The following is a 13122-nucleotide window of genomic DNA, read 5'->3' on the forward strand; positions in this document are numbered from 1 at the left end:
TCTTATTTCTCCCGATTAACCCTTCAAACTGTTCAAATCCGCTACATTAATCGTGTTGCGGTTACGGAATACCAATACCATAATCGCCAAACCGATGGCAGACTCGGCTGCTGCAACAGTTAGCACGAAGAACACGAAAATCTGCCCCGCGGTATCGCCAAGGTATTGTGAAAATGCGATAAAGTTAAAATTCACTGCCAACAGCATCAACTCGATCGACATCAACAATACCAACACGTTTTTGCGGTTCATAAAAATGCCCATCGCGCTAATACCGAACAACAGAGCGGCCAGCACCAAATAATGCGTAATCGTAATCATGCTTTGCCCTCCTCTGCTTGGCCGTCTGAATCGCTTTCAGGTTGTGACGGTTGCTGTACCACAGCTTCCATTTTTACCATACGCATACGACCTTCTTTGGCATTCACTTTCACTTGATCGGCAGGATTAATATATTTGGGGTTAACCGTTTTGCGGTGTACCAACGCAATCGCTGCCACCATGCCCAGCACCAACAGCACCGCAGCCAATTCGAACGGCAGCAAATAAGTGGTGTAAATTTGGCTGCCCAAATCGCGCACGTTGCTGTAATCGGCGGGAATATCTTTCATGGAGCCGAATGCGGCCAAATTGGTATCAGGTGCAATCAAAATCATAATTAACGCAACGGCCATCAGCACACCTACTGTGAAAGCCACCGGAGCATTACGCCAGAAACCGGCACGCATTTCTTCGATGTCGATGTTCAACATCATCACCACAAACAGGAACAGCACCATTACTGCGCCAACATATACCACTACTAAGGTAATGCCCAAAAATTCGGCCTGCATCAGCATCCACATCATTGCCGACATACAGAAAGTAAGCACCAAATACAAAGAAGCGTGCACCGGGTTTTTGGCGGTAACGGTTTTTACCGCACCAAATAGGATAATGGCCGCCAATATGTAGAACATAATCAGAGAAAAAGTCATGGTTCTGTTCCTTTAGCGGTAGGGTGCATCGGCAGCTTTGCGTTTGGCGATTTCGGCTTCGTATTTGTCGCCAATCGCCAGCAGCATGGGTTTGGTGTAGTGCAAATCACCGCGCTTCTCACCGTGGTATTCGAGAATATGGGTTTCCACAATGGCATCGGTCGGGCAGGCTTCTTCGCAAAAGCCGCAAAAAATGCACTTGGTCAAATCGATATCGTAACGGGTGGTACGGCGGCTGCCGTCTTCGCGTTGCTCCGATTCGATATTAATCGCCATTGCCGGGCAAACCGCTTCGCACAGTTTGCAGGCAATGCAGCGCTCTTCCCCGTTCGGATAGCGACGCTGGGCATGCAGGCCGCGGAAACGCACGGATTGCGGCGTTTTTTCTTCGGGGAACATAATGGTTTCTTTGCGGGCGAAAAAGTTTTTGAGCGTAACACCCATGCCTTTTACCAATTCGCCTAGCAGGAAGGTTTTGACTAAATTTGCCATAATTACACCCTACCCTATTGTTGCGGATAGCTTTCTTTTAATTAAAAATTTATCTTGGTTAATAAAAAACTGTTTATTAAACAAATCACTTCCATAATATTTCTTCAAAAATTTTTCTGCATAAAAATTCAACCGACTGCCGTCAAATGCTTCGTTCTATTCATCGTGCCAATTTCAATATTCTAATTGCACCTAAAATTACCCATGCAAATACAATGACACCAACAATCAAATCTGGATAGGGTGATTGCCACCATAATACCAAAGCACCTGCCACAATCACTCCCAAATTTACCAATACATCATTAGAAGTAAAAATCATACTAGCCTGCATATGTTCTTCTTGACTACCATTTTGGCGCAATAAATACAAACACACTACGTTAGCCATTAAAGCCAAACATGACACCCACATCATCATTTTAAAATCAGGTAACATCTCAAAATCCCAAAATCGTTTTAACACTTCTATAAGACCCATTACAGCTAAAGTTATCTGAAACCACCCAGCCCAATACGCAATATTTTTCTTATAAATCGTACTTTTACCCACAGCCAATAAAGCCATAAAATAAACTAAGCTGTCTGCCAACATGTCCAAACTATCTGCTATCAAACCTACTGAGTGTGACCACCACCCTGCAATACTTTCAATCAGAAAGAACACAAAATTAATGACTAACACCACATACAACAACTTTTTCTGTTGTTGCTCAACAGGAATCTCTACTGAATCAACCCGCGTGTGCTCAATACATTGAATGTCCCAACCCAATGTTTGTAGATGTTCTAAAACAGATTTACCACCATCTTCATGGTACACCGTTAAAGTTTTATTTGATAAATTAAACTGAAGTTTTTTAACTTCAACCACATCATCTAATTTCATGCGAATTAACTGCTCTTCACAAGAACAATCCATTTGTGCGATACGAAAAACAGTTTTTTGTAAAACCATATTTCCTCTCCACATGATAAATAACTAATCTATCAATACACAAAAGCACCTTCAGCTTTGTTATTTTGCAATCTTTTTCAATAGAAAAAAACACACTCTCTTGTCTCAAGATACTTATTACATACGATTAACGGTAAGCTTTCAAATTTCAATGTAATCTCATCAACTACGACCATAGGCTTAGGGGCGAAATCATCCACAAGCCGAGCAATACGATGCACACAAAAGTTACCGGAATCAGCACTTTCCAGCCCAAACGCATAATTTGGTCGTAACGGTAGCGCGGGAAAGTGGCACGAATCCACAAATAGCCGTAAAGGATAAAGGCCATTTTCAAGAACATCCAAAATGCGCTCGGCGTACCGATAATACCCCAGCTTTGCGGGAACGGAGACAGCCAACCGCCTAAGAACATGATAGCGGTAAGCGCACCGATCAGAATCATGAAAATATATTCGGCAAGGAAGAACAGGGCAAATGCAAAGCCCGAATACTCCACATGGAAACCGGCCACGATTTCCGACTCGCCTTCGGCAACGTCGAACGGTGCACGGTTGGTTTCGGCTACGGCGGAAATCAGATACACGATGAATACGGGGAACAAAGCAAACCAGTTCCAAGAGAAAATCGAACCGCCGGCAATGCCTTGGGCTTGGCTGGCAACAATTTCTTTGAAATTCATGCTACCCGAAACCATTACCACACATACCAATGCCGCACCCATGGCAATTTCGTAAGAAATGGTTTGGGCTGAAGAACGCATGGCACCTAAGAATGAATATTTGGAGTTGGAAGCCCAACCCGCAATAATCACACCATACACCGATAAAGAGGTAATCATCAGAATATACAGCAAACCCGCATCCACATTGGTCAGCAGCCATTCATCAGAAAACGGAATCACCGCCCAAGCTGCAAACGCAGGCATCAGCGACATCATCGGGCCGATATAAAACAACGCTTTATTCGACAGTTTGGGGCGGGTAACTTCTTTAAACAGCAACTTCAACACGTCGGCAAACGGCTGAATCAAACCAAACGGGCCGGTTACGTTCGGGCCGACGCGCAGCTGCATATAGCCGATTACCTTACGCTCGAAGTAGGTAAGATACGCCACCGTCAAAATCAACGGGATCAAGATAATCACGATTTTCAGCACAATCGAAACGATTAAGCCGATCTCATTACCCAACAAGGCTTGGAACCATTCCTGCATGATTAACCCCGCGTCAGTTCGATAGTGTTCATCAACGCACCCGACGCAGCATTTTCAGAATGCAGCGGCAGATACACAACATTTTCAGGCAAGCCCGCATCGGCGCTTACACGCACACCAACCGCAGCGCCGCCCTGCCCTGCCTGCACGGCCTCGCCGTCTTGCAAACCCAAAGCAGCCAAGGTGTTCGGATGAACACGGGCGGCTGGCACTTGTGCATGTGAAGTCGCTTGCAATGGAGCGGAGCGGCGCACAATCGCATCGGTATGGTAGATGCCCACACCGCCTACGCGCACCAAACCGGAGGCCGTCTGAACGGCTTCGCCTTGCCAAGTGCTGCGGTTGTTGAGTTTTTCAGGCAGGCTTTCTTTGTTTACCGCTTCTCTCAACACTTGCTCGCTGCTGTCGTATTCGAAGCCTTCCAGCTCGAACACATTGCCCAGCACACGCAAAACTTTCCACAACGGACGCGAATCAGCAAAGCCTTTTACCACACCGTGGAACGATTGCAGACGGCCTTCCATGCTGATAAAGCTACCTGAAGTTTCGGTAAACGGTGCAATAGGCAACATCACATCGCACACTTCGCGCAGAGTTTCGCTTTCAAACGGAGTAAACGCCATCACACTTTGGGCTTGCTTCAATGCAGCCACTGCTTTACCGCCGTTTGCCACATCAATTTCAGGCTCTACATTCAACAGCAATACGGCTTTTTTCGGTTGCGCCAACATTTCTTGAATGCTGTTGCCGCGGTTCACACCCAACACATCCGCACCCACGCTGTTGGCGGCTTGCGGCAGAACACCCAAAACCGCACCGGTGGCATCGGCCAATTCCTGAGCGGCAGCATAAACCGCCGCATAATCGGGGTGGTTTTGCACTTCGGCACCCAACACGATTGCCGCTTTTTCGGCATTTTTCAGGCTACCTGAAACAGCGTTTTCAAGGTCTTGCGCCATGTTTTTCAGACGGCCTGCCCATTCGTTCGGATGTACGGCTTCCTGTGCCAACAGAGGCATGTGCAATTCTTCTTTGCTGCTCGCCATGATGCTCAAAGCCATATAAGACTTGGCGGCACGGCGCAAACGGGCTGTCAGCAGCGGTTGTTCTTTGCGCAGATTCGCGCCTACAACCAGCACGGCATCGGCATTGCCCAAACTTTCAATGCTTTGGCCCAGCCATTGCGCACCTTTCAAGCTGCCCGCAAGGCGGCTGTCTTGCTGCATCAGGCGTGTGTCGAAATGCTTGATATTGAGGCCGTCTGAAAGTTTTTTGGCCAGATACAGCTCTTCAACGGTATTCATCGGGTTGGCCCAAATACCTACCGCATCTTGGCCGTCTTCTTTTTGAATGCAATCTAAGGTTTTACGCACATATTCGAGCGCGGTTTGCCAATCCACTTCATGCCATTGGCCGCCGTGTTTGATTTTCGGGGTTTTCAGACGGCTTTCGTGATACAGGCCTTCGTAGGCGAAGCGGTCGCGGTCGGAAATCCAGCATTCGTTCACGGCTTCGTTTTCCAACGGCAACACGCGGCGCACGGTGTGGTCTTTGGTTTGCACGATTAAGTTGCTGCCCAAAGCATCATGCGCGGAAATGGTTTTGCGGCGGCTCAATTCCCAAGAGCGGGCATCGTAGCGGAACGGTTTGCTGGTTAAGGCACCCACCGGACACAAATCAATTACGTTGCCGGACAATTCGGTTTCCACCGCTTTGCCGATAAACGGCATGATTTCGGAAAACTCACCGCGATTGGCCATAGCGATTTCCTGCAAACCGGCAATCTCTTCGGTAAAGCGCACACAGCGGGTGCAGTGGATACAGCGGCTCATTTCTTCCGCCGACACCAACGGCCCCATATCTTTGGGCACAACCGAGCGTTTTTCTTCTTGATAACGGCTCGACGATTTACCGTAACCCACGGCCAAATCCTGCAACTGACACTCACCGCCCTGGTCGCAAATCGGGCAATCCAGCGGGTGGTTGATGAGCAGAAATTCCATCACGCCTTCCTGAGCCTGCTTGGCCTTGGCGGAATGGGTATGCACCACCATGCCGTCTGTTACCGGCGTGGCACAGGCAGGCAGGGGTTTGGGGGCTTTTTCCACCTCCACCAAGCACATGCGGCAGTTGGCGGCAATGGATAATTTTTTGTGGTAGCAGAAATGCGGGATATAAGTGCCCAGCTCGTGCGCCGCTTCCATTACGGTCGCACCCTGCTTGACTGCAATCTGTTTACCGTCGATTTCAATTTGTAACATGGTGTGTTTCCTAGTTACGGTTTTATTAAAAATTTAAATGAGGCCGTCTGAAATACTGTTTTTTTATTTGTTGTATACGTTTACCAAGTTTTCAGACAGGCATTTTATTTTTGACTGTGTTTCAGGTAGCCTGTTTTTCAATTCCGACTTCATTAATTAGTTTTTTAAAGCTTCAAGGCAAATTCTGCCTGATTGAAAGGGAATCAATCATGTAAGTAGATTGGGTTTTAAACCCAATGTTTCAGACGGCCTGATATTTGTGTTGGGTTTTACAACCCAACCTACTCTTACTGGAATTAATAACCCAACCTTCTCTTACATATTAGTAAGATTGATAAATTTGATTACTCCCGTTTTTAGCGACCAATAACACATCATAAGGATGCTTCCGATTTTGATACATTTCTCCATCCATACCAGGAGAACCCAACGGCATACCAGGTGTTGCCAAACCCAAAGCCTCTGGTTTTTCTTTGAGCAAACGGCGAATATCCGTTGCAGGTGTATGTCCTTCTATAACATAACCATCTACTTTGGCTGTATGGCACGCCCCATATTTTTGCGGCATCCCTAACTCATCTCTCGCTTCACGATTACCAGTATTGTGTACAACCACTTGGAAGCCGTTATCCTCCATATGCTTAACCCATTCAGTACAACAACCGCAATTGGGATCCTTCCACACCTCCACTTTATGTTGATGTGAAAGCAAATCCTTATCCGCCAAATCTGCGTAATCCATTTGTTGCCGATGATTAGACTCGGACACCAAGCCAAATACCACTGCTGAAACAGCAACAGATACAGTAAAAACCCAAGCTGTTTGCTTAGAAAAGAATTTTATTTTTTTCACAATCTCATCCTCAAATTAAAATTTAAGCAGCCAATTAGACCAATTCGAGAGAAATATTTTGACTATAATCAACCAACATTTTCACATTGAAGTTTTATAAAAACCAAACTGAATCAATCAATGAAAAAAAACCAACCTTATTATTGAAAAGGCACTACTTTCCAACCAGCCGGCTTTTACTAACACCACTTATGCTCTTTAGCCGGTTTGCCATGCTCGATATAGTGTTCAAATTCATGGCGGAAATGCTTGGTAAAGCTGCGCACGGGGAATACGGCGGCATCGGCCAAGGCGCAGATGGTGCGGCCGGCCATATTGTTGCCGACCGAATCGAGCAAGTCCAAATCTTCGGGGCGGCCTTTGCCTTCGGCAATGCGGTGCACCACGCGGTATAACCAGCCGGTACCCTCGCGGCAGGGAGTGCATTGGCCGCAGGATTCTTCGTGGTAGAAGTAGCTCAAGCGTTCGAGGGCTTTGACCATGCACACGTCTTCGTCCATCACGATAATCGCGCCCGAACCGAGCATGGAACCTGCTTTGGCGATGGAATCGTAATCCATGTTCAAGGTCATCATTACTTCGCCGGGCAATACGGGCGCAGACGAACCGCCGGGGATCACGGCTTTGAGTTTTTTGCCGTCTTTCATGCCGCCGGCCATTTCCAGCAGTTTGGCAAACGGCGTACCTAACGGCACTTCGTAGTTGCCGGGGCGTTCAACGTGGCCGGAAATGGAAAACAGTTTGGTGCCGCCTGCGTTTTCGATGCCTTTGTCGGCAAAGGTTTGTCCGCCGTCACGGATAATGAACGGCACCGAAGCAAAAGTTTCGGTGTTGTTGATGGTGGTGGGTTTTCCGTACAGGCCGTATGAAGCGGGGAACGGCGGTTTGAAGCGCGGTTGGCCTTTTTTGCCTTCGAGCGATTCCAGCAAGGCGGTTTCTTCGCCGCAGATATATGCGCCGTAACCGTGGGCGGCAAACAGCTCGAAGCTGAAATCCGTTCCCATGATGTTTTTACCCAAGAAACCGGCTTGGCGGGCTTCGGCCAGGGCTTCTTCAAAACGCTGGTAACCTTCGAAGATTTCGCCGTGGATATAGTTGTAGCCTGCTTCCGCGCCCATTGCGTATCCGGCAATGATCATGCCCTCGATCAACGCATGGGGGTTGAAGTTGATGATGTCGCGGTCTTTGAATGTGCCGGGTTCGCCTTCGTCGGTGTTGCAGACGACGTATTTCGCACCGGGAAAGGAACGGGGCATAAAGCTCCATTTCAAACCGGTGGGGAAGCCCGCACCGCCGCGCCCGCGCAAGCCCGAAGTTTTAACTTCGGCAATCACGTCGTCTTGCGACATGTTTTCAGTCAGGATTTTACGCAGCGCTTGGTAGCCGCCGCGCGCTTGGTATGCTTCCAAGTGCCAACAGTCGGGATTGCGGGTATCGACGTTTTCAAAAATCACGCCTGATTGGAAAATAGCCATTTGCTTAGCCCTAATCGGTTAATCTTCTTCAATCTTTTGTTTTGCCGCCCAACCGCCTGATGCGGTTATGCGCTGATATTTTTTACATGCCTGTCTGAAGGGTTTTCAGACGGCTTTTCAGGTAGCCTTGTTGAGGCCGTCTGAAAAGGGATTTTTTAAAGTGTTTAAAATGCTTCGCCGTATCGGATTCAAATGCCTTCAATGTTTTGTAGGTCGGATTCTTGAATCCGACAGTTTGTCCGAGTTAAAACCTTGCTAATATCGGATTCAAGAATCCGACCTACGGCTTGCTGCCCGTTATTTCTCCGCGCCAATCATGGCTAAAAACTCATGCTCGGTCAGTTTCGGCGTATCGTTGGCCAAATCGTAATACGGTGCTTTGCAGTCGATAAAAATTTGGCTTTCCAGCTCAAAATCGGCGTTATCGGCAAATAATCCCGCATTGATGTAATAATCGTCGCCCACCTGAACAAACAGGTGCGTGCCGCATTGTTTGCAGAAACAGCGTTGCGCCCATTCGGACGAGCGGTAGCGGCCTATATGTTCGCTGCCACTGATTTCAGGTTTTTTGGCCGTCAAGGTAAAACTTGCCCCACTACCCCAAGTACGGCATTTTCCGCAATGGCAGGCATGCAGCTTGCGCTCAGCTTCGACTTTCAGCGATACGGTACCGCACAGGCATTTTGCTTTCATTTCTGCTTCCTTTCTTTTCAGACGGCCTTTCAGGTAGCCCTTACTGCAATTCCGCCAATTTTTTCTCAATGGCTTCTTCGGTCATAAAGCTGAACATTTTATGGTTGTGTTTACCATGTACTCGCCTTCCACTAAGGTGTAGAGGCCATCTGAAGTGATTTCATCGCAGCCGATGCCGAGTTTTGTGGGTCGCATTCTTGGATCCGACCTACGGCTTACTATCCTATTTATTCAAATCTTTATAATATTTTCTTGAATAAAAGTTTCAAAAGTATTAATTGCCCCACTGTGCTCTACAATCTTACCATTCTCAACTTTATCGACATCAATTCCAGTAAAAGTCAATTTCCTGTTTGTCGGCTGTATTCCCAAAAACACGCCTTTATGGGTTCCCATTGCAATAATTTCTGAAATTACATACTCTTTTTCTGAGAATTGGTTAATAACTTGGATTGTAAAATCAGGATACGTTTCCCGCACATCTGAAATGTGCTTTTTCATACCATCTAAGCCTATTGGAAATATTTCTGTTCCCACTCTCAAATTACATTTTTCATCAACATAATTTTCGATTTCATCCATCAGATTTCTCGAAAAAATCTGCTCATAAAAATATTTCACCAATTCTTTTGAGTTCATAACCTGCTTAACAACTTAATTGACCCACTTTTTTACAGACGGTCTTTGCGGTGTTACCGGGTTTTCAAACCAACCTCAATCTTCTACCTTTCAGGCTGGCTTTTATTTCAACTCCGCCAATTTCGCTTCAATCGCTTCTTCAGTCATAAAGCTGCACATTTTGTGGTTGTTTACCAGCATCACGGGGGCATCGCCACATGCGCCCATGCACTCGCCTTCCATTAAGGTATAAAGGCCGTCTGAAGTGGTTTCGCCAAAGCCGATGCCGAGTTTCTGTTTCAGGTATTCGGCCGCATTCACACCGCCGCGCAGGGCGCAAGGCAGGTTGGTGCAGACGGTAAGTTTGTATTTGCCTACGGGGGCAAGGTCGTACATATTGTAGAAAGTGGCAACTTCGTAAGCGGCTGCCGGTGCGATGCCGACATAATCGGCCACAAACTCTATGGTTTCGGGCGTGAGCCAGCGTTTTTCTTCTTGGGCAATGCGTAATGCACCCATGATGGCGGAACGGCGTTGGTCGGCGGGGTATTTCGCCAATTCAACATCTATCAGTTTTAAAGATTCTGCGGATAACATTATCGGTCTACCTCTCCGAATACGATGTCTTGCGTACCGATGATGGCTACCACGTCGGCCAACATGTGGCCGCGTGCCATTTCGTCCATGCCTTGCAGGTGGGCAAAGCCGGGGGCACGGATTTTCAGGCGGTAAGGTTTGTTGGCGCCGTCTGAAATCATATAAATGCCAAACTCGCCTTTGGGGTGCTCGACTGCGGCATAGGTTTCGCCTTCGGGCACGTGCATGCCTTCGGTAAACAGTTTGAAGTGGTGAATCAAGTCTTCCATACCCATTTTCATTTCGGTGCGTTTGGGCGGCGCGACTTTGTGGTTATCGACAATCACGGGGCCGGGGTTGGCTTTGAGCCATTGCACGCACTGTTTGATAATACGGTTGGATTCGCGCATTTCGTTGATACGGCACAGATAGCGGTCGTAGCAGTCGCCGTTTACACCCACCGGAATATCAAAGTCCACATTGGCATAGGCGTCGTATGGTGCTTTTTTGCGGATGTCCCATTCAATGCCGGAACCGCGCAGCATTACGCCGGTAAAGCCTTTTTGCAATGCGCGCTCGGGAGACACCACGCCGATACCGACGGTACGCTGTTTCCAAATACGGTTGTCGGTGAGCAGGTTTTCGTATTCATCTACGCAAGAAGGGAAACGCTCTGTAAAGGCTTCGATAAAGTCGAGCATCGTGCCTTCGCGCGATTCGTTCAACTTCTCCAACACTTTGGCATTGCGGAATTTGCTGGATTCATACTTAGGCATGAAGTCGGGCAAATCACGATACACGCCGCCGGGACGGAAGTAGGCCGCGTGCATGCGCGCACCGGATACGGCTTCGTACAAGTCCATCAACTCTTCGCGCTCGCGAAAAGCGTACAGGAACACGGTCATGGCACCGATATCGAGAGCGTGCGAACCTATACCCATCAAGTGGTTCAAAATGCGGGTAACTTCGGCAAACATCACACGGATGTATTGGGCGCGGATAGGCACTTCAACACCGGTCAGTTTTTCTACTGCCAAACAATACGCCTGCTCGTTGACCATCATGGAAACATAGTCCAAGCGGTCCATATAAGGCAGGGCTTGCAGGTAGGTGCGGGTTTCGGCCAGTTTTTCGGTACCGCGGTGTAAAAGGCCGATATGGGGGTCGGCACGGACGATGGTTTCGCCTTCCAGCTCCAAAATCATACGCAATACGCCGTGCGCGGCGGGGTGCTGCGGGCCGAAGTTGATGGTGTAGTTTCTTAATTTATTAGCCACCGTAGTTCTCCTCGCGGACGATGCGCGGGGTAATTTCGCGCGGCTCGATGGTTACGGGTTGGTAAATCACGCGTTTTTCGGCTTCGTCGTAGCGCATTTCTACATAGCCGGAAATCGGGAAATCTTTGCGGAAAGGATGGCCGACAAAACCGTAGTCGGTGAGAATGCGGCGCAAATCGGGGTGGTTGTTGAACAGAATACCGAACAGGTCGAAGGCTTCGCGTTCGTACCAATCGGCGCTGTTGTAAATATCGGTAACGGAATCGACAACAGGAAAATCGTCATCTGCCGCCCACACGCGCACGCGGATGCGCTGGTTGTTTTTTATTGACACCAACTGGCTGACTACGGCAAAGCGCTTGCCTTCCCACGGTTCGTTTTTATAGGTGCTGTAATCGACACCGCATAAATCTACCAACGATTCGAAGTGCAGGTCGGCATGATCACGCAGCGTGGTCATGATATTCAGGTAGTGCTCGGGTTGGCATTCAACGGTAATTTCATCTAAAGCCAAGATGACTTTGCTTGCTTTATCGCGCAACACGTTTTGGACAACCGGATACAAATCGTTTACGTGCATCTTGTTCTCCTAGTTACGGGCAATGGTGTAAGTGCGTTTGATTTTGCCTTGCAGCTGAATCAGGCCGTAAATCAAGGCTTCGGCAGTCGGCGGACAGCCGGGCACATATACGTCTACCGGCACGATGCGGTCGCAACCGCGGACTACTGAATAAGAATAGTGGTAGTAGCCGCCGCCGTTGGCGCACGATCCCATCGACAACACCCAGCGCGGCTCGGCCATTTGATCGTATACGCGGCGTAAAGCGGGCGCCATTTTGTTGCACAATGTTCCGGCCACAATCATCAGGTCGGACTGGCGCGGAGACGGGCGGAAAATAATACCGAAACGGTCGAGGTCGTAACGCGACGCACCTGCCTGCATCATTTCTACCGCACAGCATGCCAAGCCGAAAGTTACCGGCCACAACGAGCCTGTGCGCACATAATTCAACACCGTATCCGCGCTGGCGGTTACGAAGCCTTTATTCAAAACGCCTTCTATTCCCATTCCAGCGCACCTTTTTTCCATTCGTAGATAAAGCCCACCGTGAGCACCACAATGAACACAAACATCGACCAGAAGGCAAACTGCCCGTGGGAAACCATCAGGTCTTTAAACACCACGGCCCACGGAATCATGAATGCCACTTCCAAATCAAACAAGATAAACAGAATCGCCACCAAGTAGTAGCGCACGTCGAATTTCATACGCGCGTTTTCAAAAGCCTCGAAACCGCACTCGAAAGGCGTGTCTTTTTCGGCATAATGGCGTTTCGGGCCGAGCACATTGCCCAAAGTCAGAAACACGACACCGGCTATTAAGCCGATGATGATGAATATCAATACAGGTAAATAGTTTGCCAACATGGGTTTACACCTAAATTTGTTTACATAAAATGCTGGTAAATACTTTCCGATTGTATCTAATTTCAAAAACCTTTAAAAGTTGAAGCGTTAAAAAAATGACGAAAAAAGCTAATAATTTCAATGAATTTTCGATAACGATTATCATTAATTAATATTTAATCAATAACCGTATGCTTTATTTTGTATGAATTTGATTTTTTGTATGAAAAAGTTATTTTCAATAAATTTGATATATTAAAAAATGATGTTATTTGATTAAAAGCTTGAAAGCCTGAGTTTCTAATCAACGTATTTCGTC

General features: G+C 47.7%; 15 protein-coding genes and 1 pseudogene. All 16 read right to left on the reverse strand.

Annotated features, from left to right (window positions below; translation table 11 throughout):
• Window positions 1-15 precede the first annotated feature (15 nt).
• On the reverse strand, window positions 16-321 hold the full coding sequence (gene nuoK / locus CKV66_RS01175; protein WP_009115728.1) for an NADH-quinone oxidoreductase subunit NuoK: 306 nt from the start codon (window positions 319-321) through the stop codon (window positions 16-18).
• Window positions 318-977 (reverse strand): NADH-quinone oxidoreductase subunit J, encoded by a 660-nt coding sequence (locus CKV66_RS01180; RefSeq protein ID WP_085364294.1) that lies wholly within the window; start codon window positions 975-977, stop codon window positions 318-320. Before CKV66_RS01180 ends, nuoK begins: the two co-directional genes overlap by 4 nt.
• Window positions 978-989: 12 nt before the next feature.
• Window positions 990-1469, reverse strand: a complete 480-nt coding sequence (nuoI, locus tag CKV66_RS01185; protein WP_009115726.1) for an NADH-quinone oxidoreductase subunit NuoI — start codon at window positions 1467-1469, stop codon at window positions 990-992.
• A gap of 160 nt (window positions 1470-1629) precedes the next feature.
• Entirely contained in the window at window positions 1630-2427 is a 798-nt protein-coding gene (locus CKV66_RS01190) for a cation transporter (protein ID WP_085356624.1), read from the reverse strand.
• A 166-nt stretch (window positions 2428-2593) separates the two neighbouring features.
• Window positions 2594-3643 carry an NADH-quinone oxidoreductase subunit NuoH gene (nuoH, locus tag CKV66_RS01195; RefSeq protein WP_085358673.1) on the reverse strand — a complete coding sequence of 350 codons (1050 nt, stop codon included), beginning with the start codon at window positions 3641-3643 and terminating at the stop codon, window positions 2594-2596.
• A 2-nt stretch (window positions 3644-3645) separates the two neighbouring features.
• Window positions 3646-5904 (reverse strand): NADH-quinone oxidoreductase subunit NuoG, encoded by a 2259-nt coding sequence (nuoG, locus tag CKV66_RS01200; RefSeq protein ID WP_085364295.1) that lies wholly within the window; start codon window positions 5902-5904, stop codon window positions 3646-3648.
• Between the two features lie 322 nt (window positions 5905-6226).
• Entirely contained in the window at window positions 6227-6757 is a 531-nt protein-coding gene (locus tag CKV66_RS01205) for a DUF411 domain-containing protein (RefSeq protein WP_009115723.1), read from the reverse strand.
• Between the two features lie 179 nt (window positions 6758-6936).
• Window positions 6937-8232, reverse strand: a complete 1296-nt coding sequence (gene nuoF, locus CKV66_RS01210) for an NADH-quinone oxidoreductase subunit NuoF (RefSeq protein WP_009119547.1) — start codon at window positions 8230-8232, stop codon at window positions 6937-6939.
• Between the two features lie 297 nt (window positions 8233-8529).
• Window positions 8530-8925, reverse strand: coding sequence for a GFA family protein (locus CKV66_RS01215; protein ID WP_085364296.1), 396 nt, complete (start codon window positions 8923-8925; stop codon window positions 8530-8532).
• Between the two features lie 40 nt (window positions 8926-8965).
• A pseudogene (locus CKV66_RS01220) lies at window positions 8966-9108 on the reverse strand (NADH-quinone oxidoreductase subunit NuoE); the annotation flags it as partial.
• 48 nt (window positions 9109-9156) lie between these two features.
• A complete protein-coding gene (locus tag CKV66_RS01225; protein WP_231990503.1) occupies window positions 9157-9507 on the reverse strand; it encodes an ester cyclase in 351 nt (116 codons plus the stop codon).
• A 159-nt stretch (window positions 9508-9666) separates the two neighbouring features.
• Entirely contained in the window at window positions 9667-10140 is a 474-nt protein-coding gene (gene nuoE / locus CKV66_RS01230; protein ID WP_085364297.1) for an NADH-quinone oxidoreductase subunit NuoE, read from the reverse strand.
• On the reverse strand, window positions 10140-11396 hold the full coding sequence (nuoD, locus tag CKV66_RS01235) for an NADH dehydrogenase (quinone) subunit D (RefSeq protein WP_085364298.1): 1257 nt from the start codon (window positions 11394-11396) through the stop codon (window positions 10140-10142). Before nuoD ends, nuoE begins: the two co-directional genes overlap by 1 nt.
• Complete coding sequence (locus CKV66_RS01240) at window positions 11389-11976, reverse strand: NADH-quinone oxidoreductase subunit C (RefSeq protein ID WP_085364299.1); 588 nt, start codon at window positions 11974-11976, stop codon at window positions 11389-11391. Before CKV66_RS01240 ends, nuoD begins: the two co-directional genes overlap by 8 nt.
• A gap of 9 nt (window positions 11977-11985) precedes the next feature.
• Window positions 11986-12465 (reverse strand): NuoB/complex I 20 kDa subunit family protein, encoded by a 480-nt coding sequence (locus tag CKV66_RS01245; RefSeq protein ID WP_009115715.1) that lies wholly within the window; start codon window positions 12463-12465, stop codon window positions 11986-11988.
• A complete protein-coding gene (locus tag CKV66_RS01250; RefSeq protein ID WP_085364300.1) occupies window positions 12456-12824 on the reverse strand; it encodes an NADH-quinone oxidoreductase subunit A in 369 nt (122 codons plus the stop codon). The genes CKV66_RS01245 and CKV66_RS01250 overlap by 10 nt, the downstream gene beginning before the upstream one ends.
• Between the last annotated feature and the right edge of the window lie 298 nt (window positions 12825-13122).

Origin of the sequence: Neisseria zoodegmatis (assembly GCF_900187305.1) — a bacterium.
GTDB lineage: Bacteria > Pseudomonadota > Gammaproteobacteria > Burkholderiales > Neisseriaceae > Neisseria > Neisseria zoodegmatis.

What these genes read in the sequence shown, in the direction of transcription:
- nuoH (WP_085358673.1), bottom strand. Translation starts at nt 3,643, where the DNA reads ATGCAGGAATGGTTCCAAGCCTTGTTGGGTAATGAGATCGGCTTAATC.
- CKV66_RS01215 (WP_085364296.1), bottom strand. Translation starts at nt 8,925, where the DNA reads ATGAAAGCAAAATGCCTGTGCGGTACCGTATCGCTGAAAGTCGAAGCT.
- nuoI (WP_009115726.1), bottom strand. Translation starts at nt 1,469, where the DNA reads ATGGCAAATTTAGTCAAAACCTTCCTGCTAGGCGAATTGGTAAAAGGC.
- CKV66_RS01190 (WP_085356624.1), bottom strand. Translation starts at nt 2,427, where the DNA reads ATGGTTTTACAAAAAACTGTTTTTCGTATCGCACAAATGGATTGTTCT.
- nuoG (WP_085364295.1), bottom strand. Translation starts at nt 5,904, where the DNA reads ATGTTACAAATTGAAATCGACGGTAAACAGATTGCAGTCAAGCAGGGT.
- CKV66_RS01225 (WP_231990503.1), bottom strand. Translation starts at nt 9,507, where the DNA reads ATGGATGAAATCGAAAATTATGTTGATGAAAAATGTAATTTGAGAGTG.
- CKV66_RS01180 (WP_085364294.1), bottom strand. Translation starts at nt 977, where the DNA reads ATGACTTTTTCTCTGATTATGTTCTACATATTGGCGGCCATTATCCTA.
- CKV66_RS01245 (WP_009115715.1), bottom strand. Translation starts at nt 12,465, where the DNA reads ATGGGAATAGAAGGCGTTTTGAATAAAGGCTTCGTAACCGCCAGCGCG.
- nuoE (WP_085364297.1), bottom strand. Translation starts at nt 10,140, where the DNA reads ATGTTATCCGCAGAATCTTTAAAACTGATAGATGTTGAATTGGCGAAA.
- nuoK (WP_009115728.1), bottom strand. Translation starts at nt 321, where the DNA reads ATGATTACGATTACGCATTATTTGGTGCTGGCCGCTCTGTTGTTCGGT.
- CKV66_RS01240 (WP_085364299.1), bottom strand. Translation starts at nt 11,976, where the DNA reads ATGCACGTAAACGATTTGTATCCGGTTGTCCAAAACGTGTTGCGCGAT.
- CKV66_RS01250 (WP_085364300.1), bottom strand. Translation starts at nt 12,824, where the DNA reads ATGTTGGCAAACTATTTACCTGTATTGATATTCATCATCATCGGCTTA.
- nuoF (WP_009119547.1), bottom strand. Translation starts at nt 8,232, where the DNA reads ATGGCTATTTTCCAATCAGGCGTGATTTTTGAAAACGTCGATACCCGC.